We start from the raw sequence: 19,979 nt of genomic DNA, 5'->3' as shown, positions 1-19,979 counted from the left end.
AGAACAAAAGACGTCAATACGCCTTTCAAAAATCATCTTAATTAAAGAGGTAAGCGGGTTAACCAATCCGGCACTGAATTGGTTAACTTATCTCGCAAACAATAATTAACCACCGGTGCGATAGTTTGGTGCTTCTTTGGTAATAGCAACATCGTGCACGTGGCTTTCACCCATACCAGCGCTAGTAATTTTTACAAACATCGCTTTGGTATTCATCTCTTTGATTGTTGCACAACCAGTCAATCCCATAGAAGAACGCACGCCACCCATTTGCTGATGGATTATTTCTTTTACTTTACCTTTATAAGGAACACGGCCTTCAATTCCTTCAGGTACTAATTTATCGGCTGCATTATCAGATTGGAAATAACGATCAGACGATCCTTGAGACATCGCTCCTAATGATCCCATTCCACGGTATGATTTATATGAACGGCCTTGGAATAAAATAATTTCACCAGGAGACTCTTCAGTACCCGCAAACATACTGCCCATCATTACACAGGATGCGCCTGCCGCTAAAGCTTTCGCTATATCACCAGAGAAACGAATACCGCCATCTGCAATGACAGGAATACCAGTACCTTCTAATGCGGCTACGGCATCAGAAATCGCGGTGATTTGTGGAACGCCTACACCTGTTACAATACGCGTAGTACAAATTGAACCAGGGCCAATTCCCACTTTTACGGCGCTACATCCAGCAGCAACTAACGCTTTAGCGCCTTCACCCGTTGCCACGTTACCACCAATAATTTGTAGATCTGGATAACTAGCACGAGTCGCTTTAATGCGATCTAATACACCCTGTGAGTGGCCATGTGATGAGTCGATCAGCAATACATCAACGCCCGCCTCAACTAATGCGTCGATACGCTCTTCATTGCCAGCTCCAGCGCCAACTGCCGCACCAACGCGTAAGCGACCAAATCCATCTTTACAAGCGTTTGGTTTGCGTTCTGCTTTACGGAAATCTTTAACCGTAATCATGCCTTGTAACTTAAAGTTATCATCGGTTAACAGTACTTTTTCAATACGTTTAGCATGCATTAATGCTTCAATTTCATCGCGTGGAGTGTCAGGTTTTGCAGTCACTAAATCAGCTTTTCCAGTCATTACTGCAGACACCGGCTTGCTCAAATCAGTTTCAAATAGTACATCTCGCCCCGTTATGATACCGACTAATTCACCCGTTGTTTCCACCACTGGATAACCTGCAAAGCCATTTTGCTCAGTGAGCTTTTTAATCTCTCCAAGTGTCGTTTCTGGTGAAACGGTAACGGGTTTATTAACCACACCACTTTCATGGATTTTAACTAAACGAACTTGTTCAGCCTGTTGCTCAATAGACATGTTTTTATGAATAAATCCCATGCCACCTTCCTGTGCCAAAGCAATCGCAAAACGCGCTTCAGTCACAGTATCCATCGCCGCAGAAACAACGGGAATATTCAAAGATATGGTTGCTGTTAGTTGGGTTTTTAAATCCGCGGTATTGGGTAGTACAGTCGAGTGACTTGGTACTAATAATACATCATCAAATGTTAATGCATCTTTGGCAATTCGTAGCATTGCAATATCTCACTTATAGTTGGGAGGATAGGTATAATATTGCGGATGGATTTTAATCGTTATGCGCGCTAACTACAATTAAAAAATCACTTGTAGACCATTTCTTTTTATCAAATTGAAAAAATGTTAACATCAGGGCTCATATTTCATTTATAAAACAGTGCTGATAAACGATAATGGCTTTACAAAATAAAAACATCTACAGTGTTAGCAGCCTCAATCGCGCGGCTAAAACCTTACTTGAATCTGGACTCGGCGTTATTTGGTTGTCTGGTGAAATATCTAACCTAACTATTGCTGTATCGGGGCATTGGTACTTTACCCTTAAAGATCATAATGCACAGGTACGTTGCGCGATGTTTAAGGGCAACAATCGCCATAGCGGCTTTACCCCAAAACATGGTCAACAGGTTTTAGTTCGCGCTAAATTGAGTCTCTACGAAGCGCGCGGCGAATACCAATTAATTATAGAGAGTATCGCTCCCGAAGGAGATGGTTTATTAAAACAGCAATTTGAACAACTAAAATGCCAATTAGCGGGTGAGGGATTATTTGCACAAAGCCACAAAAAGCCTTTACCACAAATAATTAAACGTATTGGCATTATCACTTCATCTACCGGTGCTGCTCTGCATGATATTCTCAGCGTATTACAACGACGTGATCCTCGCTTGCAGGTAATTATTTACCCCTCCTTAGTACAAGGCGCAAGCAGTGCACAATCGGTCGCAGCACAAATTCAACTCGCCAATGCACGTAATGAATGTGACCTGCTAATTGTTGGTCGTGGTGGCGGCTCTTTAGAAGATCTTTGGTGTTTTAATGAAGCCGTGGTTGCCTATGCCATTTATCATAGTGAATTACCCATTATCAGTGCGGTTGGCCACGAAATAGATGTCACTATCAGTGATTTTGTCGCCGATCTACGGGCGGCAACTCCCTCAGCAGCGGCAGAGTTGGTGAGTGACAATAAAGCCAATGTAGAAACACAACTACAAACCTTAGTTAACCGTTTAAAGCAAGCGATACAGGGGCAATTACAACGGCACCATCATCAACACAGTTTGCTGCAAGAAAAGCTTAGACAACAGGATCCCAAACATAAATTACAGCAACAAAATTTACAGCTTGATGAACTCTCTTTACGTCTTAGCCATGCGATGCAGCAAATATTAAATTCACACGAGCAACATCAACAACAATTACACAATAAATTACGTCACTTTAGCCCAGCACAAACAATTCGCATAGAAGGCCAAAAACAAGCCCAGTTATTAGCCAATTTACAACAAGCAATGCAGCATAAATTAAAAGAGTGTGAAATGGACCTGCACGGTACAATGGCAAAGTTACATGCCGTTAGCCCACTGGCGACCCTCGCTCGAGGCTATGCCATCGTCAAAGATAAAAATGGCAATGTAATAACCAATGCCGATAGCGTCAATGCGAAAGAAAAAATTTCAATTCGCTTGGATAAAGGCGAAATACGGGCACAAGTTCTAGCAGAATAATGTTACAAAGTATGCATGCGTTTATACCCATGTTAATTCAAGATGCAAAGTCAGCAAGGAAAAAGAGTGCCGAGATGCGAGGCATAAAATTGAACTATAGTTATTCTACATCGAGATTTTATAACAAAGCAGATAGGTGCTATTTTTCTTGCCCTACGGGGCGCTAGCTCGAAAACCAGCCCTGCGTTGTAACACTTGAAAAGTGAATAACAATTACCTCGTGTTACGTCTTGCTCTGGTATCCGAACTAGTGCCTGACAAAGCAGCTTGAGGTAACATGGGTATATATTCTTAGTCTGCCGCTTTTTCCATGTGAAAGGAGATCAACTTTTGTTCACCGATTTCGGTGCTTAACTGTTTTTTAACTTTAAAACCAAAGTGTTCAAAAAAAGGCTTAGCTGTAATACTCACCTGTGCAAAGTAACACTTTATTTTTTTCTTCTCGCCTTCATGAAATATCGCCATCATTAATGTTCGCCCAATGCCATGACGTTGATACTGATGGTGGCAAAAAAAATGGTCGATTAGACCATCATTTTGTAAATCGGCATAACCAACTATTTTACCCTCTATCTCTGCAACAAAGGGTTCAATATCAATCATCCTTTTATTCCATATAAAAAATCCATCGATTCTGCTGCCCATGCTTGTAACTGTTCTTGCGTATAATCCTGTTTATTAATATTACGCACTGTATTAAAGAAGAGTGACCACGTTGCCTGCGCATCCTGTTCATTATATTTTCTAAGTGTAATCATAATAATTATATCCACTAAAATGAGATTTTAATTTACTATCAGCATATAACGAATTTGCTTAACTTAACAACTTATCCATTTTTTAAAAATATCGATCCTTACACTTAACAATATAAAAAGATCAGAGGTGTCACTTGTTTTCTATCGCGGCTAAATCATGGCTTAGTTTATACTTCATCTCTTTCCTCTTTATTTGGGGGGTATTTTTACCTTTTTGGGGCATTTGGCTAGAAGAGCAAGGCATCTCTAGTGAAACAATAGGCCTACTTTTTTCGATTGGCTTAGCTTTGCGTTTTGTCAGTAGTCTGACCTTATTACCAAATATCTCTCGTGGTCCTTCATTATTACAACTAATACGTATATTGGGCTTTTTAAGCTTACTGGCTTTTAGCACCCTATTTTATCTCAAAGGGGAGTTTATTTGGGCGTTAATAACACTATTAGTCAACTTCCTGATGGCTCCGATGATGCCATTAGGCGATATTATTGGTGCGCGATTAGTAAAACAGATTAATTTAGATTATGGACGCGTTAGATTATGGGGATGGGTAAGCTTTATTGCCGGTTAACCTGTGTCGGTTGGTTTATTGGCGAATACGGCAAACAGGCTATCCTGTGGGTAATAGTTTGTGCCACATTGGTCATGTGGCTACTTACTTTATTACAATTATCACCGCAATTAGAAGAACAGGCAACAACATCAAATGAACCTAAGAAATCACTATTTTCACTACTGAAACGTTCCGATGTTCGGCTGTTTATCCTGATCACGGGGGCCATTCAAGGAAGCCACGGAGCCTACTATGCATTTAGTGCTATATACTGGAATCATCAAGGCCTTTCTGAAGTATCAATTGCATGGCTATGGGGAATTGCCGTCTTTGCAGAGGTGATATTAATGCGTTTTAATTATTCATTATTTTCCAAGTGGTCCATAAGACAGATGTTGTTATTAGGGTTAACTGCTGCCATTGCACGTTGGTTAGTACTGGGACTTTCTACTGATGTCTATCTACTCGGCGTAATACAGACATTCCACGCATTCACTTTTGCAGCAACACACTTAGCGGCAGTACGCTACATTGGGCTACAAAAAAATCATGAAATGGTACGTTACCAATCACTTTACTCTGGTATTGCATTGGGTTTAATTATGGCGTTATTTACCTATCTTTCTGGACTATTTTTTAAATCGCTACAGGGAAATATATTTTTAATAATGTCGATAATGCTAATCCCTATATTCTGGTGCATTAAAGTTTGGAAAGTCTCCCCTGAGGAAGATGAGCGGGTAAGCTTATAAACGTCTCATCGTACCAATGTTGATGAGTCCACTGAATATTTTGCGAATATCTTTGTGAATTGATCGTTATCTTTCAATTTTTGTAGTGCCCTATCAATCTCAGGCATTAAGCTAACATATGGCGATTTTTTGCTCATCATAAGATGAAAATCAACGGGGCCAAACCTTACATTCGTTAGCTCAATCTCTTTACTTAGGCCTAATTCAGCAATAATAGGCGACATTGAGAAGGCGACATTAATCATCCCATCAACTTTTTTTGATGCAACAAAACGGGCTGCGTACCTATCTTTTTTTACTATTTCAGTGCGCACGCCCTTTTTTTCAACATTCACACTATGCCACCCATTTCCAGCTGTAGAAACCAATAATAAATTCAACGCTTTAATATCTTCAATGGTTTTTATCTTTTTAATTGCTTCAATGTTGGGGTGATTAGCATAAACATAGAGGTTGAAATATAACTGGTAAAATGGAAACTCCGTTACTGCACTATAAGTGCGCCTCTGTTGGTAGGAATGGTAAGGATAAAGTCGCTATGACCAATCTCCACTTCGAGTTGTGCTCTTTTCCATGGCAGTAATTTATAATTAAGCGCTAAGCCTAGTTCTTGTTCAAATAAAAGGGTTAACATCTCAGGAAATATTCCTCTATTGATATTATCCCCCTCTTTAATATAACGAAAAGGAAACCAATTTTCATCACTGGTTGCATATTCAATAGATGTCTGAGCAGATGTACAGACTGCATAACTCAATAAAAACAGCACAACAAATAATCTGTTTATGAGCTTTATTTTAAGTATGTACAATATAATTAATTCTTCCATAAATTAAATGACAATCATTTGCTACTTTGCAAAACAACCTCAATGACTAAGGCCTGATTTCAATCACAGTTCCTATTTCAACCAATTCCCATATCTCTTTTATTTCACTATTCAATACACCGATACAGCCATTGGTCCAATCTCGATAATAAAATGCAGCTTCCTTTTTTTCCATGCCATTAGGTACGCCATGTATGAAAATATCCCCCCCGGGATCCACGCCATTTTGTTTAGCTATTTCTATATCCTTGGCACTGGGATAGGTAATATGTAATGAAAGATGAAATCGACTATTCTCATTTCTGTAATCAATAAGATATCTACCTTCAGGGGTTTTATCGTCGCCCTCCTGTTGCTTATGACCGATGGGATTTTCACCTAGAGAGATGTAAAACTCACGATAAGTCTCTCCATTGCTCATTAAATACATTTTACGCTTTGCTTTTTCGATTAAAACAAGATCGATGTTAGGGTGAACAGTTTGAGCAAAAGCCAAACTGGGAATTAAGCAAATAAAGGTACTGAGCAACGGCGATTTAAAAAAAACTATAATAGACCACAATACTGATACTAATTGCTCAATTTTCCTATATATTCCGCTCATTAAACTGCCTGATATTAAATGTAATACACTGTCGTGGTGATTATACCCCTATTTCATTAACAAGTAACAATTTGTAGCGCGATGATGCTCTTGTTTTCATAAAAATCACTCAAAAAATAACATTCAATAACACTAACAAGACCTCATCCATAGACTAAAATTATAGTAAGTAGGTGTTTTAGGAATCGAAAATGGCTGACTTTGTACAAAAGATTCACTATAAAGGGCAGGCAGAAGAAGATATTTATTTTGCTAAATTAGACCAGCAATTGATACAAGAGCTGCACGATAAGCAAGCCAAACAAGCTGAACAAACAAAAACGGCCTTAAACAAACCATTACTCCTTAAGGATTCTGAAAAAATCACCCATAGCAGCGCCCTAATCGACAAAAAGATTACCAAAAACGGGAGAGAGATAATGAAATATCGACATATTTTAGTTGCAATCGATTTAACTGATTCAAGCGAATATATTATCAATAAGGCAGTTTCTTTAGCGAAAATGAGCAATGCAGAGCTATCATTAATCTATGTTGATATGGATTATAGTAATATTTACACAGGGTTAAGTTATTCAGAATTTACGAAAATTGAGCCAGATAGCCAAAGAGTTACCTCACTACAAAATGAATTAAAATCGTTAGCAGAAAAAGTTGATTACCCTATTAGTCATCGCTTATTTGAAAGCGGTGATTTAAGTAAAAATATTCTGCAATCCACAGAGGAACTAGGTGCAGATCTATTAGTCTGCGGGCACCATCACGACTTTTGGAGTGGACTGTTATCATCATCACGAAAGTTACTTAGAAAATCAGTGATAGATATATTTATCGTGCAAGTTTAATCCGTAAAATTCAAGCCATCAGGTGCGATGGCTTGCTAGCTTAAGTTGATTTGATGGTTAATTTGCATAACAGAGGTTAAACCGTGTAAAACAGCAAAACCATTATCATCTATTTCAACATGCCCAACGGAAGAGGTTGCAAAGGCAGGAACTCCCGCAGAAGGAACCAATTCGCCTATAATATACCCTACTAAGGGGAGATGTGAGACCACTAATAAATTGTTAACGCCCTCTGCTTGCAAAGCTGATATTTCATTGACGGATTTTCTCGCGCTGCCACCTGGTGTTAACGATTTAATGGTTTGAACATTAGCCACCTCAGGAAAAAAAGGGCGAACAGATTCCCATGTTTGCTGAGCGCGTAAGTATGGACTGACTAGAACCGCATCAAGAGTCACACCTCGGTTGGCTAAATGTGTCGCCATTTTTTCTGACTCAGCTTGACCTAATGACGTTAAAGGTCTTTCTGCATCAGAGTTAGCCATCATTTCAGCTTGTCCATGGCGCATAATATATATATTCATTGGTTATCCTTGATAACTCTTTTTCATTGAAGAGTATCACTAAATCAGCTTGCAATGGCTATTTAATAAATATTGCTAAACAACATTAATCTTCAATAGGGGTTTCGCCTAACATATTCAATATAACAGCAGAGACACAAAACACACCAATAAAGCCCATAATAAAAATCACAGGCATGGCAGAGTAACCGAGAATGTGCCAAATAATAGATTCTAATTCACTCATTTTTATTCCTCTTCTTTAAATTAATGGTAAGGATACGTAATAACTAAGAAAAAAACATGCGCAATATCATAATTTTTTAGCTTAGTCGATTATTGACACTATATACAAGGTATTGCATTATTTTAAATAAACTATATATCTTGAAGTTGGGTATCATACTCAGTATATTTTCTTTCTTTCCATAAAAATCAATATTTTAATAGAGTATAAAGATGGCTAAAAAACAACTTGATGCATTACGAACTTACCTTAATAAAATGATTTTAGGACAAAGCGAACTGGTTGATGGCTTATTAATTGCCTTACTTGCTGATGGCCATATCCTTGTGGAAAGCCCTCCAGGGCTTGCAAAAACACGAGCAATCAATGCGTTATCAGAGGGGATTGAAGGTGATTTTCACCGAATTCAATTTACGCCCGACTTGTTACCCTCTGATTTAACGGGCACCGATATATTTCGCCAAGAGACTGGTGAATTTATTTTTGAAAAAGGGCCTCTATTTCATAATTTAATTTTAGCCGATGAGATAAACCGCGCACCAGCCAAAGTACAATCAGCACTATTAGAAGCGATGGCTGAGCGTCAAATTACCGTGGGTAAAAAAACCTATCCATTACCCGAACTATTTTTAGTAATGGCGACACAAAATCCATTAGAGCAAGAAGGCACCTACCCATTGCCTGAAGCACAATTGGATCGTTTCATCATGCATTTAGAACTAGATTACCCTGATGCGGCTACTGAAAAAGAAATTTTACAACTTAATCAAAAAGAAATTTTAAAAGAAAAGGTTGCCGAAGTAACACCACTATTAAACGAGCAAATATTCTCTATACGTGAAGAGATAATGACCATTAATATTGCTCCTCATTTAGAGCAATATTTAATCGACCTCATCATCGCAACACGTCAACCAGAAAAATATGGTGCACAATTAAAAGAGTGGATAAATTATGGGGCCAGTCCCCGTGCAACTTTGGCATTAATGCGTACCGCAAAAGCACGCGCATGGCTTGATAATCGCGATTATGTGATGCCTGATGATATTATTAGCAACCTTTATCCTGTATTACGTCATCGCCTGATACTAAGCTACGAAGCCGAAGCACAGGGCATTAATGCTAACCGCGTTATTCAAGAGATTATCAATCAGGTAGCGATTCCAGCCTAATGAACGTCACTAAACCACAAATTTTTGCTAATACGCCCTATTTAACGGGCGTGGATGTTAGCCTTAATGAATTGCTCAGTTATAAACAACAGGCAAAACTGAAGCTGCAACCCATTACTCATGTTGCGGCAAAGCATTTAGCAGGCAACTATTTAGCCAATATTAAAGGCCGCGGCATGGAGTTTGCCGAAGTACGTCATTATCAACCGGGTGATGATGTCCGCTCGATAGATTGGTCGGTCACGGCTCGCACCGGAAAAGCACATACTAAACTGTTTCAAGAAGAGAAAGAGCGCCCCGTTTTTATTTTACTCGATCTCTCTGACAGCATGATTTTTGGTAGTCAATTTGCGTTTAAATCCGTACAAGCTTGTCATTTAGGGGCTTTATTAGGCTGGCAAGCGAAACAACGTAATGACCGTTTAGGTGGCATAATATTCAATCAGCAGAGTGTCGCAGAGTTAAAACCCGCAGGCCGAAATAGAGGTTTAATGGCATTCCTTCACCAAAGTGAAGCATTATGTCAATCTGCCCCCTTGAAATTGAATGATAATCCTCAAGCTTTAGTATTACAGCTACAACGCCTTTCTCGTTTAGTACAAACGGGCAGCCAAATTCATTTAATTAGCGATTTTTCACAGCTAAACAGTGACTGCCAAAAACTAATTAGCTTGATGCGTCGACATAATCAAATCAATGCATGGCAAATTAGTGATCCGCTCGAGTTAACACTCCCTAAAAATGTACAAAAAATTAATCTGAAAATTAATAGCCTGTACGGCAGCGGCTACTTCAACGAAAAAAATGCACTGCAACAATATCAAAATGATGCGAGTCAGCGCCAACAGCAGATCGCGAGCCTATTTATCAAACAAGGTATCCCACTTCATCAGCTTACGGCAGCAACCTCATTAATGGAGCAATTTCATGTCCCCGCAAGCTAATGCAAGTCCACTCGCTCAACTACATGATGTGATAGCACCGAGTATACCGAGTTGGTGGCCTCTCGCTGCAATATATTGGTTTCTAATAGCGCTTGTTATTGGCTTAGCAATCGCATCTACCTATCTCTATAAAAAACAACAGCAAGAAAAACAGAAACAGCAAAAAGCGCTGCAACAATTACGGCAACTGCAACGCTCTAATGCTAATTTTGTACTGTTAAATCAACTATTAAAAGGTGTCGCATTAAGTTACTTTCCAAGACAAAAAGTGGCATCATTGCATGGTGAACAATGGTTTGAATTTTTACATATCCATGCCAAAGAGCCTATTTTCAACAGCAAAGAAGCCTTTGTAAAACGTCTATATCGAAATGATACACCTGCCTGCACCGATAATGATTATGATCAGGCCAAAAGGTGGATAAAAAACCTCCCTGTACAAATCAGAAAACGAGAACAAGAGGTTAATAAAAATGTTTGAGTTTATTTATTGGTGGATTTTCCTACTTTTACCACTGCCATTAGTGGTACGACAATTGTTACAGGCCAAAAAACAACAGGCTCAGCAAATTTGGCTGCCCCTTGCTCGCGCTCTATCACCACGACAGTCACCACTAAGTAGTAATAAATTTAAGCAATTTATTCCATGGCTTGTATGGTTATTATTACTAACAGCATTAGCCAAACCAATCTGGTTTGGCGAGCCAATACGCCTGCAACAACAAGGCCGAGATATGGTTATCTCATTAGATTTATCAGGCAGTATGCAAGAAGTGGATATGCCCTTAAATGGCAGAAACGTCGATCGCCTTACCCTTGTCAAAGATCTATTAAAAACCTTTATTAACAAACGCGAAGGTGACCGTTTAGGATTAATCCTTTTTGCTGACCATGCGTATCTACAAACACCACTCACCTTTGACTTAAAAACCATTAATCAAATGATTGATGAAACGGAAATTGGCTTGGTAGGTAAACGCACCGCTATCGGAGAATCTATCGCACTGGCGATTAAACGTTTTGTTGAAAACCAAAATGATCAACGCGTACTGATTTTATTGACCGATGGCGCAAATACCGCAGGACGAATTGATCCCATACAAGCAGCTACACAAGCAGCTAAAAATAACATCACCATCTATACCATTGGTATTGGTGCGGATGAGATGATTAAGCGCGATATATTCGGCTACCAGAAGGTAAATCCTTCTGCAGATCTTGATGAAAAGGCGTTAACTGAGATTGCTAAAATTACAGGAGGAAAATATTTTCGAGCCCGCAACCAGCAGGAGCTAGATGATATCTACACACAATTGAATCGACTAGAACCAATAGATAGTGACTTCTTAGAGTTTCGTCCAGAAAAAGATCTTTTTTATTGGCCCCTATCAATCGCCTTGCTGATATTAATCATATCTTCACTGTACTTTAAATTAAGAGGGATTTATGTTGCCTGAAAGCACCTTGATGCCACTGCAATTTTTACGACCTTTATGGTTACTTGGATTGTTTGTTATCCCTCTCTTTTTGTTGATAAAACAACAATCGGCTAAAAAAGAGCGTGCAAACCCGTTAATTGCTCCCCATTTAAGCAAACAGTTAGTGAGTACCGATACCTTCAGCAAAAGCAAACAACTGCTGTTACCTTTACTCACTACGATTGCGTGCATCGCATTATCGGGACCAAGTTGGCGTAGTCTACAATTACCCGTTTATGAGATGCAAAAAGCACAAGTTCTAGTGCTAAATCTCTCCTACTCTATGTACGCAACGGACATCAAACCTAACCGCGTAAGCCAAGCTAAATACAAAGCAATCGATCTTATTAAACAATGGGGGGAAGGCGAAAAAGCGCTAATAGCTTATGCTGGCGAGCCCTTTACTATTTCTCCCTTAACCCCAGATGGTAATTCCATCATCAATCACATAGCCAGTCTTTCACCGGATATCATGCCCGTAACGGGATCGAATGCAGACATAGCGCTAGAGAAAGCCATTGCATTGTTACAAAATGCCAATTACCAACAAGGGCATATTGTTTTTATTAGTGATGGTATTGATGAAGAAACATCACAAAAAATGTTACAACGCATTGAAGGAACAGATTGGATTGTTTCAATGTTAGCTGTCGGCACTAGCAAAGGAGCACCAATAAAATTAACGGATGGCACTCTATTAAAAGATCAGCAAGGGGATATTGTTATCCCGACCTTACAAACTAAAGCGATGTATGCAATAACAAAGGCTAGTGATGGCTTATTTTTAACAATAAAAAATACAAATTCAGATATTAAACAACTCGGCAATTATTTTAGCGTACCAACGGGTCACAAAAGCGAAGACAAAACCTCATCAGCGGATCAATTTCCTAAAGATGATGGCTATTGGATCGCTTTTCTATTGCTACCACTTTTTTTATTACTATTTAGAAAAGGTCTTTTTTATATCGCCTTACTAGGGTTAACGACAACCTTAGTTACCCCGCCAGCGGCACAGGCGTCAATTTGGCAAAATAATCAACAAAATGCCTACCAAGCATACCAAGAAAAAAACTATGACATTGCCGCAGAATTATACAAAAACCCCAATGCAAAGGGCAGCGCGCTCTATCAAAACAAGCAGTACCAAGAAGCACTAGAGCAATATAACAAAGCTACGCGAGCCAATCCCAATGATGCCACGGCTTTTTATAATCAAGGAAATGCCTTAGCACAATTGCAAGAGCTTGATAAAGCTATCACAGCCTATGAACAAGCACTAAAAATCAATCCGACATTACAAGTTGCGGCAGATAATAAAAAATTAATTGAAGAGTTACAAAATCAACAGCAACAAAACGAACAGCAACAAAATGAGCAGCAGCAAAACGAACAGCAGCAAAATGAGCAGCAGCAAAATGAGCAGCAACAAAATGAGCAGCAGCAAAATGAGCAGCAACAAAATGAGCAGCAGCAAAATGAGCAGCAACAAAATGAGCAGCAGCAAAATGAGCAGCAGCAAAATGAGCAGCAGCAAAATGAGCAGCAGCAAAATGAGCAGCAGCAAAATGAGCAGCAGCAAAATGAGCAGCAACAAAATGAGCAGCAGCAAAATGAGCAGCAGCACAATGAGCAGCAACAAAATGAGCAGCAACAAAATGAGCAGCAGCAAAATGAGCAGCAGCAAAATGAGCAGCAGCAAAATGAGCAGCAACAAAATGAACCACAACAATTAGCTGAGCAAGAAAATGGCCCTGAAAAAAATCAAGAGCTTGAAGATCTTCCCATGTGGTTAAAAAACATGCCCGATGATCCCGCTCTTTTATTACGCAACAAAATGCGTTTGGAATATCACAAAAGAGCGGAGTCAAAACCCGTCAAACGACAAAACAGTGGAGACAGTTGGTAATGCGCACACAAATATCTCTTTTTATCGCACTTTTATTAATGTTATTTCAACTACCTAGTGCTTTAGCTAACACACAATTACAAACATCTGTTTCTAGTAATCAAGTTTTCTTAGGTGACCTATTTGTGTTAACTATTGAACTTAATGATACGGGATCAGAATATAAGTTAGATACACGACCACTTGAACAAGAATTCACAGTATATCGCCCCTCTGAAAGCCGAAGCACTCAGATTATTAACGGAAATGCTCAGCGACAAACGGTCTGGCAAATTAATCTACAGGCAAAACGAATTGGTGAGCTAACCATTCCCGCCATCAATATCGGTTCTTTGAAAACAAAACCGATTCAAATTTCCGTCAAAAAACCCTCCGAAGAAGCAACTAAACTTGCCGATAACGCGGTATTTATGGAAAACAGCATCACCAAGAAAAGTGTTTATATTGACCAACCACTGCGATTAACAACAACTATCTACCTAGCGCAAAATAGCCGTGATTTAGAGCTCAACCCTCCCCAACTTAATGGTGCTAAAATAAGTGTGTATGGTGAAGATAAAAATAGCATCACTATTCGTCATGGCATGCGTTATCAGGTAATCACACGACAATATCAAATAGAGCCTACTGAAGTCGGCACGTTTACCATATCATCGCCTTTATTAACCGGAAACTTACGAAAATTAGAGCAAATAAGCGATTGGCAGAACCGCATTGTCTCTGAGCCAATAAATATCCGAGGAGATAGCTTAACGATACAGGTAAAAGCACAACCCCAAAATTACCAAGGAAAATGGTTGATCAGTGAAGATGTACGTTTAATAGAAAATGAGCAGCTAACAGAAAAAAGTTATCACGTCGGAGAGCCCATTACTCGAAAAGTCACACTACAAGTTGCCGGAATTAATAGTGAAAAAGTGTCCGACATTGATTTCAATTACCCTGCAAATTTACGCTATTACCCTGATAAAGATAACTTACAGGAAGAAAATATTAATGGTTTAATTTATGCATCACGAATAATGACTCATGCAATTATTGCAGATAAAGCAGGCCAATTAACCTTGCCAGAAATTAAATTAGCATGGTGGAATAGCATTACCGACAAACAAGAGTTTGCCGTTTTACCAGCACAAACGGTCACCATATTAGCAAACGACAGCAATACGCAAACAATAGTTCAACAAACAGCCCCCCCACTACAGGAGGAGCAAGCCAAACAACCAGTCAATAACATCATAGTTAATAGTAACGAACTTATTTATTGGCAAATAACAACGGCTATACTGCTGTTTGCTTTACTAGTGATGATTATTTACCACTTATACATACGTAAACAATTAACAAATGGAGCCTCCCAAAAAGCAGAACAATCAGTGAGTGAAAATAAACAAGCTTACCTCACACTACAGCAGGCATTAAAGCAGGGGAATGCGCGACAAACCTATCAAGCACTTTTGCACTACTGGCAAGGCGAACTTCCACAACTGAAAAGCCTTAAACAACTCGGCGATCAGCTCAAGTGGCAAAAACAGATGACAATGGAATTATCTGAGGAAATCAAACAGCTAGAAGAAGCCTGCGCCAATCAAAGCAATTTATGGCAGTCAGAAAAATTAGGCGTACTGCTAACAAAATACAACGAATTCAAAAATAAACGCTCAGATAAGGATGATACTGAGATAATGGACATCAATGATAATAATTATTAATTAGATTTCTTTAAGCATGTCGCATTTTTACAAATAAAGACGCATTATTTTAGTGCAACATGCACCAAAACAGTACTTTTTAAAAGCAGTTCTCTTATATAGTGCTACGCTATTTTCATAACGTGGCATTTCATATCACAAATAAGCAATTGAAATACCTAATTTTAAAGAAAAAACACGTTAATTTTAAAATTGGCACAATATCTGCCTTTGTAATAAGTGAATAAGTGAATTCGCTTTATTGAAATTAATCATCATGCCAATTTCAATAGTTAAAGAATCGACGGGTCCAAAGAAAATGAATGTAGGCAAAGGCTGTGCTAAATGTACTGTTATTCAACGGCCTATTTACTTTCAGATACACCAATGACTTAATAATTATTGAATTTGCTACTATCACACTCTATAAGGAAATAAAGATGAAAGTTACAAAAATAGCTTTAGTTTTAGGCATTGCTTCACTCCTTCCTAGTCTATCGTCCGCCTCTACACTCGAGCAAGTTACTAAAAAAGGCGCTTTAAATTGTGGTGTATCCACAGGTATTCCAGGCTTTTCCGCAACTGATTCAAAAGGGGTATGGAAGGGGCTTGATGTAGATTTATGCCGTTCAATTGCCGCGGCTGTATTAGGTGATGCTGAAAAAGTAAAATATATTCCACTAACAGCTAAAGAGCGCTTTACTGCACTTCAGAGCGGTGAAATAGATGTGTTAGTTCGTTCTACCACTTGGACAGCAACGCGTGACACTTCACTTGGTCTTAATTTTGCGGGTGTTAACTATTATGATGGACAAGGTTTTTTAGTTAATAAAAAACTAGGTGTAAAAAGTGCCAAAGAGTTAGATGGTGCAACTTTCTGTATTCAAGCAGGTACAACAACAGAGCTAAACTTGACCGATTACTTTAAATCGACAGGCATGGAATATAAAGCCGTTACCTATGATACATCAGGGCAAACTATTGATGGCTTTAAAAATGGCCGCTGTGATGCAGTAACTTCCGATGCATCTCAGTTGTATGGTTTAAAACAAAAACTTAATGATCCAAACAGTGCCATCGTATTACCAGAAATTATTTCTAAAGAGCCTTTAGGTCCAGTGGTTCGTCAAGGAGATGATGACTGGTTTAATATCGTCCGTTGGACTTTTTACGCAACCCTAGAGGCTGAAGAGCTGGGCGTAACTAAAGCGAATGTTGATACACAACTTAAATCTGAAAATCCAAGTATTAAGCGTTTACTTGGTACTAGCGGTAGTGCAGGTGAAGACCTGGGACTAAAAGCGGATTGGGCATATCAAATCATTAAGCAAGTGGGTAATTACTCTGAATCTTTCGATGCCAATGTAGGTAAAGATTCACCATTAAATATTGATCGTGGATTGAATAATTTATGGAATAAAGGCGGGTTAATGTACTCAATGCCAATTCGATAATATTAATTTAGGGGGTTCGCCCCCTTTTTAAAGGCTACCTATGAACAATAATACACACTCCCCCAAAAACAACAGTTTACTCTCTGCTATTAACAACCCTGACAATCGCGCGGTAATATACCAAATTGCAGCATTGTTAGCGGTATTTATACTGGCATATTACTTTACTAATAATATGTTCGATAATATTGAAAAAAGAGGTATTAGCACAGGTTTCTCATTTCTAAATGAAACGGCTGGCTTTGGCATTAGTCAAACATTGATTGAGTATGACGATGGCGCGTCAACATATTATGATGTATTCGTAGTCGGATTATTAAATACACTACTCGTATCGATAATAGGCATTGTATTGGCGTCATTACTGGGGTTATTAATAGGCGTTGGACGATTATCTAGCAACTTTTTAATATCTAGATTATCAGCAGTTTATATTGAAACTTTTCGTAATATCCCGATTCTCTTACAAATTTTATTCTGGTATAACGTTGTACTTGCAACGCTACCGAGCGCCCGTCAAAGTTTATCCTATTGGGATTCCATTTTTTTAAATAACCGTGGATTATTCCTACCCAATCCAATCTTTGAAAATGGCAGTATGGCTATTATAATCGCTTTTTTACTGGCCTGTGTTAGTGTTTTCTTTTTAGCTCGCTGGGCAAGCAAACGCCACGACACAACGGGTGAAGAATTTCCAATTATCAAAGTATCCATTGCATTACTTGTTACAGCCCCCCTGCTTCTCTATTTTATTACGGGTCAGCCGATCAGTGCAGAATACCCTGTATTAAAAGGATTTAATTTTAAAGGTGGCTTAACCATTATTCCGGAATTATTAGCCCTTATTTTTTCATTAAGCATTTATACGGCAACTTATATTGCGGAAGCAGTACGAGCAGGTATTGAAGCGGTACCTGATGGGCAAAAAGAAGCAGCGAAATCACTCGGATTAAAAGATCACATTATTTTACGCAAGGTTGTTTTACCACAAGCTTTACGCGTGATAATTCCTCCTGTTATTAATCAGTACCTCAATTTAGTCAAAAACTCTTCGCTAGCAACTGCGATTGGTTACCCTGAAATAGTCACATTATTTTCAGGTACAACACTCAACCAAGTGGGGCAAGCTATTGAAATTATATTAATGACGATGGCTGTTTACCTAACATTCAGTATTGTTATTTCACTGTTCTTAAACTGGGTGAATGCCAGAATGGCAATTAAAGGAAGATAAAATGGCAGTGTATACTTTAAAAGAAGCGAAACCAGCACCCGCAACCAGTAAAGGATTACTGTTTTGGCTTAGAGAAAACCTTTTTTCAAATATCAGTAACTCACTACTGACATTATTGGGATTTTATATTATTTACTTAACCATCCCACCATTAATGGACTGGATGATTTTCGATGCCACATGGAGTGGAAGTAAAGAGGAGATAGTTAATAGTGGTGCTAGGTGGATATTTATTAGCGAAAAGTTCAATCAATTTATGTATGGATTCTATCCAGAAGATCAGATTTGGCGGCCAAATCTAGTTGCATTGATCAGTGTTGCATTTCTAATTTTATTGCATGTTATTAAAAATTTAAAAATAAAATTAACGATGATGCTGCTCTATCCTATTACTTGTTTTATTTTAATTCATGGCGGCATATTTGGTCTAGAAACTGTAGCGACAGAAAAGTGGGGGGGATTAATGCTAACCCTAGTTGTTGCAGCAGTCGGCATTATAGCCTCATTCCCTATCGGCATTGTGTTAGCACTTGGGCGGCAATCGGATATGCCCATTGTGAAAACGTTGTGCGTTGGATTTATCGAATTTATACGCGGCGTGCCGTTAATCACCATCTTATTCATGGCATCGGTTGTCTTACCGCTATTTTTTCATGATGGCATTGATTTTGATAAATTATTACGCGCATTAATCGGCATAACACTCTTTCAAGCCGCTTATATCGCTGAGGTCATTAGAGGAGGATTACAGGCGATTCCCCGAGGGCAATATGAAGCATATAAATCATTGGGGCTGAGCTATTGGCAAGGTATGATTTTAATTATATTGCCACAGGCTCTTAAAATTTCGATCCCAAATTTAGTTGGTTCGTTCATCTCTTTATTTAAAGATACGACCCTTGTCTTAATCATTGGCCTCTTTGATGTATTAGCCATGGTTACCTTAACAACAAGTGATAGTAACTGGCTAGGTTTTGAAGTAGAAGGTTATGTTTTTGTCACCATGATTTATTGGTGTTGTTGTTTTACCATGTCACGCTATTCAAAAGCCGTTGAACGAAAATTTAATACTGAGCATTAATAGGAAAAAACCATGTCTGAACAAGAATTTATGATAAAAATGCAAGATGTCAATAAATGGTATGGTGACTTCCACGTACTAAAAGACGTTAATTTAAATATAAAAAAAGGTGAAAAAGTGGTTATCTGTGGCCCTTCAGGGTCTGGAAAATCAACGACAATTCGCTGCTTAAATCACTTAGAAAAATTTCAAAAAGGGGATATTACCATTAATGGTACAGCTCTAATTGATGATGTTAAAGTGGTTCGTCAAATACGTGCCCAGGTGGGGATGGTATTCCAACATTTCAACCTATTTCCACACCTATCTGTATTAGAGAATCTGTTAATAGCACCAACATGGGTACATAAAAAACCTCGCCAAGAAGCGATAAAAACCGCAATGTATTATCTTGAACGAGTAAAAATTGCCGATCAGGCACATAAATACCCAAATCAATTATCGGGTGGACAACAACAACGTGTTGCGATTGCTCGTTGCTTATGTATCAACCCTGAAATCATGTTATTTGATGAACCCACATCGGCATTAGACCCCGAAATGGTATCTGAAGTATTAGATGTGATGGTAGAGCTTGCTGAAGAAGGTATCACGATGATCTGTGTCACTCATGAAATGGGGTTTGCTAAAAAAGTAGCCGATCGCGTTATCTTTATGGATGCAGGACAAATCATCGAAGAGAATGAACCTCAAGCCTTTTTTAACAATCCGCAATCGGATCGATTGAAATTATTTTTAGATCAAATCCTAGCGCACTAAAATCAAATTAAAGGTTAGGGACTGTTGACCTTTAACATTGATTTTTACAGCAATATTTCGCACTTTCAGAGTGTAGTTATTCTAC

22 protein-coding genes are annotated in these 19,979 nt (G+C 38.6%); 14 read left to right on the top strand and 8 right to left on the bottom strand.

Annotated elements, in window-relative coordinates:
- Nucleotides 1-105: 105 nt before the first annotated feature.
- Nucleotides 106-1,572 (bottom strand): IMP dehydrogenase, encoded by a 1,467-nt coding sequence (gene guaB / locus AB1A03_RS12580; RefSeq protein WP_354624981.1) that lies wholly within the window; start codon nt 1,570-1,572, stop codon nt 106-108.
- Between the two features lie 176 nt (nt 1,573-1,748).
- Here guaB and xseA point away from each other — a divergent pair, with 176 nt between their 5' ends.
- Nucleotides 1,749-3,083: an exodeoxyribonuclease VII large subunit gene (gene xseA, locus AB1A03_RS12575; RefSeq protein ID WP_354624980.1), complete on the top strand. Its 1,335-nt coding sequence runs from the start codon at nt 1,749-1,751 to the stop codon at nt 3,081-3,083.
- A gap of 291 nt (nt 3,084-3,374) precedes the next feature.
- Here the strand turns inward: xseA and AB1A03_RS12570 are convergent, their stop codons facing one another.
- Nucleotides 3,375-3,686 (bottom strand): GNAT family N-acetyltransferase, encoded by a 312-nt coding sequence (locus tag AB1A03_RS12570; RefSeq protein WP_354624979.1) that lies wholly within the window; start codon nt 3,684-3,686, stop codon nt 3,375-3,377.
- Entirely contained in the window at nt 3,683-3,841 is a 159-nt protein-coding gene (locus AB1A03_RS12565; protein WP_354624978.1) for a GNAT family protein, read from the bottom strand. Before AB1A03_RS12565 ends, AB1A03_RS12570 begins: the two co-directional genes overlap by 4 nt.
- 134 nt (nt 3,842-3,975) lie before the next feature.
- On the opposite strand from AB1A03_RS12565, the gene AB1A03_RS12560 reads away from it, so the two are divergent.
- Together AB1A03_RS12560 and AB1A03_RS12555 are read left to right on the top strand one after the other, a co-directional pair.
- Nucleotides 3,976-4,410, top strand: coding sequence for an MFS transporter (locus AB1A03_RS12560; RefSeq protein WP_354624977.1), 435 nt, complete (start codon nt 3,976-3,978; stop codon nt 4,408-4,410).
- On the top strand, nt 4,386-5,144 hold the full coding sequence (locus AB1A03_RS12555; RefSeq protein ID WP_354624976.1) for an MFS transporter: 759 nt from the start codon (nt 4,386-4,388) through the stop codon (nt 5,142-5,144). The genes AB1A03_RS12560 and AB1A03_RS12555 overlap by 25 nt, the downstream gene beginning before the upstream one ends.
- Nucleotides 5,145-5,149: 5 nt before the next feature.
- Here AB1A03_RS12555 and AB1A03_RS12550 read toward each other — a convergent pair whose 3' ends face one another.
- From AB1A03_RS12550 to AB1A03_RS12540, 3 genes are all read right to left on the bottom strand, one after another.
- On the bottom strand, nt 5,150-5,479 hold the full coding sequence (locus AB1A03_RS12550) for a transporter substrate-binding domain-containing protein (protein ID WP_354624975.1): 330 nt from the start codon (nt 5,477-5,479) through the stop codon (nt 5,150-5,152).
- Between the two features lie 149 nt (nt 5,480-5,628).
- Nucleotides 5,629-5,913: a type 2 periplasmic-binding domain-containing protein gene (locus AB1A03_RS12545; protein ID WP_354624974.1), complete on the bottom strand. Its 285-nt coding sequence runs from the start codon at nt 5,911-5,913 to the stop codon at nt 5,629-5,631.
- A gap of 106 nt (nt 5,914-6,019) precedes the next feature.
- Nucleotides 6,020-6,577: a L,D-transpeptidase family protein gene (locus AB1A03_RS12540; protein ID WP_354624973.1), complete on the bottom strand. Its 558-nt coding sequence runs from the start codon at nt 6,575-6,577 to the stop codon at nt 6,020-6,022.
- Between the two features lie 191 nt (nt 6,578-6,768).
- Between AB1A03_RS12540 and AB1A03_RS12535 the strand changes: the two genes are divergently transcribed.
- Nucleotides 6,769-7,422: a universal stress protein gene (locus AB1A03_RS12535; protein WP_354624972.1), complete on the top strand. Its 654-nt coding sequence runs from the start codon at nt 6,769-6,771 to the stop codon at nt 7,420-7,422.
- Between the two features lie 35 nt (nt 7,423-7,457).
- On the opposite strand, the gene sixA is transcribed toward AB1A03_RS12535, so the two are convergent.
- Nucleotides 7,458-7,946, bottom strand: coding sequence for a phosphohistidine phosphatase SixA (gene sixA / locus AB1A03_RS12530; protein WP_354624971.1), 489 nt, complete (start codon nt 7,944-7,946; stop codon nt 7,458-7,460).
- An 85-nt stretch (nt 7,947-8,031) separates the two neighbouring features.
- On the bottom strand, nt 8,032-8,172 hold the full coding sequence (locus tag AB1A03_RS12525; RefSeq protein ID WP_354624970.1) for a TIGR02808 family protein: 141 nt from the start codon (nt 8,170-8,172) through the stop codon (nt 8,032-8,034).
- 212 nt (nt 8,173-8,384) lie between these two features.
- On the opposite strand from AB1A03_RS12525, the gene AB1A03_RS12520 reads away from it, so the two are divergent.
- The 10 genes from AB1A03_RS12520 to AB1A03_RS12470 all read left to right on the top strand — a co-directional run bounded on the left by AB1A03_RS12520 (nt 8,385) and on the right by AB1A03_RS12470 (nt 19,894).
- Nucleotides 8,385-9,344, top strand: a complete 960-nt coding sequence (locus tag AB1A03_RS12520; RefSeq protein ID WP_354624969.1) for an AAA family ATPase — start codon at nt 8,385-8,387, stop codon at nt 9,342-9,344.
- Nucleotides 9,344-10,288: a DUF58 domain-containing protein gene (locus AB1A03_RS12515; RefSeq protein WP_354624968.1), complete on the top strand. Its 945-nt coding sequence runs from the start codon at nt 9,344-9,346 to the stop codon at nt 10,286-10,288. The genes AB1A03_RS12520 and AB1A03_RS12515 overlap by 1 nt, the downstream gene beginning before the upstream one ends.
- Nucleotides 10,272-10,769, top strand: coding sequence for a DUF4381 domain-containing protein (locus AB1A03_RS12510; RefSeq protein ID WP_354624967.1), 498 nt, complete (start codon nt 10,272-10,274; stop codon nt 10,767-10,769). Before AB1A03_RS12515 ends, AB1A03_RS12510 begins: the two co-directional genes overlap by 17 nt.
- A complete protein-coding gene (locus AB1A03_RS12505) occupies nt 10,762-11,745 on the top strand; it encodes a vWA domain-containing protein (RefSeq protein WP_354624966.1) in 984 nt (327 codons plus the stop codon). Before AB1A03_RS12510 ends, AB1A03_RS12505 begins: the two co-directional genes overlap by 8 nt.
- Nucleotides 11,735-13,675, top strand: coding sequence for a vWA domain-containing protein (locus tag AB1A03_RS12500; RefSeq protein ID WP_502945953.1), 1,941 nt, complete (start codon nt 11,735-11,737; stop codon nt 13,673-13,675). The genes AB1A03_RS12505 and AB1A03_RS12500 overlap by 11 nt, the downstream gene beginning before the upstream one ends.
- A complete protein-coding gene (locus AB1A03_RS12490; protein WP_354624965.1) occupies nt 13,675-15,387 on the top strand; it encodes a BatD family protein in 1,713 nt (570 codons plus the stop codon). Before AB1A03_RS12500 ends, AB1A03_RS12490 begins: the two co-directional genes overlap by 1 nt.
- Before the next feature lie 419 nt (nt 15,388-15,806).
- Nucleotides 15,807-16,820, top strand: a complete 1,014-nt coding sequence (locus tag AB1A03_RS12485; RefSeq protein WP_354624964.1) for an amino acid ABC transporter substrate-binding protein — start codon at nt 15,807-15,809, stop codon at nt 16,818-16,820.
- Nucleotides 16,821-16,860: 40 nt separating this feature from the next.
- Nucleotides 16,861-18,054, top strand: a complete 1,194-nt coding sequence (locus AB1A03_RS12480; protein ID WP_354624963.1) for an amino acid ABC transporter permease — start codon at nt 16,861-16,863, stop codon at nt 18,052-18,054.
- A gap of 1 nt (nt 18,055) precedes the next feature.
- Complete coding sequence (locus AB1A03_RS12475) at nt 18,056-19,135, top strand: amino acid ABC transporter permease (RefSeq protein WP_354624962.1); 1,080 nt, start codon at nt 18,056-18,058, stop codon at nt 19,133-19,135.
- A gap of 12 nt (nt 19,136-19,147) precedes the next feature.
- Nucleotides 19,148-19,894 carry an amino acid ABC transporter ATP-binding protein gene (locus AB1A03_RS12470; protein ID WP_354624961.1) on the top strand — a complete coding sequence of 249 codons (747 nt, stop codon included), beginning with the start codon at nt 19,148-19,150 and terminating at the stop codon, nt 19,892-19,894.
- Nucleotides 19,895-19,979 lie beyond the last annotated feature (85 nt).

Origin of the sequence: Psychromonas sp. MME2 (assembly GCF_040566515.1) — a bacterium.
GTDB lineage: Bacteria > Pseudomonadota > Gammaproteobacteria > Enterobacterales > Psychromonadaceae > Psychromonas.
This window is presented reverse-complemented; position numbering and strand designations above follow the sequence as displayed.

What these genes read in the sequence shown, in the direction of transcription:
- guaB (WP_354624981.1), bottom strand. Translation starts at nt 1,572, where the DNA reads ATGCTACGAATTGCCAAAGATGCATTAACATTTGATGATGTATTATTA.
- xseA (WP_354624980.1), top strand. Translation starts at nt 1,749, where the DNA reads ATGGCTTTACAAAATAAAAACATCTACAGTGTTAGCAGCCTCAATCGC.
- AB1A03_RS12570 (WP_354624979.1), bottom strand. Translation starts at nt 3,686, where the DNA reads ATGATTGATATTGAACCCTTTGTTGCAGAGATAGAGGGTAAAATAGTT.
- AB1A03_RS12565 (WP_354624978.1), bottom strand. Translation starts at nt 3,841, where the DNA reads ATGATTACACTTAGAAAATATAATGAACAGGATGCGCAGGCAACGTGG.
- AB1A03_RS12555 (WP_354624976.1), top strand. Translation starts at nt 4,386, where the DNA reads ATGGGTAAGCTTTATTGCCGGTTAACCTGTGTCGGTTGGTTTATTGGC.
- AB1A03_RS12540 (WP_354624973.1), bottom strand. Translation starts at nt 6,577, where the DNA reads ATGAGCGGAATATATAGGAAAATTGAGCAATTAGTATCAGTATTGTGG.
- AB1A03_RS12535 (WP_354624972.1), top strand. Translation starts at nt 6,769, where the DNA reads ATGGCTGACTTTGTACAAAAGATTCACTATAAAGGGCAGGCAGAAGAA.
- sixA (WP_354624971.1), bottom strand. Translation starts at nt 7,946, where the DNA reads ATGAATATATATATTATGCGCCATGGACAAGCTGAAATGATGGCTAAC.
- AB1A03_RS12525 (WP_354624970.1), bottom strand. Translation starts at nt 8,172, where the DNA reads ATGAGTGAATTAGAATCTATTATTTGGCACATTCTCGGTTACTCTGCC.
- AB1A03_RS12520 (WP_354624969.1), top strand. Translation starts at nt 8,385, where the DNA reads ATGGCTAAAAAACAACTTGATGCATTACGAACTTACCTTAATAAAATG.
- AB1A03_RS12515 (WP_354624968.1), top strand. Translation starts at nt 9,344, where the DNA reads ATGAACGTCACTAAACCACAAATTTTTGCTAATACGCCCTATTTAACG.
- AB1A03_RS12510 (WP_354624967.1), top strand. Translation starts at nt 10,272, where the DNA reads ATGTCCCCGCAAGCTAATGCAAGTCCACTCGCTCAACTACATGATGTG.
- AB1A03_RS12505 (WP_354624966.1), top strand. Translation starts at nt 10,762, where the DNA reads ATGTTTGAGTTTATTTATTGGTGGATTTTCCTACTTTTACCACTGCCA.
- AB1A03_RS12500 (WP_502945953.1), top strand. Translation starts at nt 11,735, where the DNA reads ATGTTGCCTGAAAGCACCTTGATGCCACTGCAATTTTTACGACCTTTA.
- AB1A03_RS12490 (WP_354624965.1), top strand. Translation starts at nt 13,675, where the DNA reads ATGCGCACACAAATATCTCTTTTTATCGCACTTTTATTAATGTTATTT.
- AB1A03_RS12485 (WP_354624964.1), top strand. Translation starts at nt 15,807, where the DNA reads ATGAAAGTTACAAAAATAGCTTTAGTTTTAGGCATTGCTTCACTCCTT.
- AB1A03_RS12480 (WP_354624963.1), top strand. Translation starts at nt 16,861, where the DNA reads ATGAACAATAATACACACTCCCCCAAAAACAACAGTTTACTCTCTGCT.
- AB1A03_RS12475 (WP_354624962.1), top strand. Translation starts at nt 18,056, where the DNA reads ATGGCAGTGTATACTTTAAAAGAAGCGAAACCAGCACCCGCAACCAGT.
- AB1A03_RS12470 (WP_354624961.1), top strand. Translation starts at nt 19,148, where the DNA reads ATGTCTGAACAAGAATTTATGATAAAAATGCAAGATGTCAATAAATGG.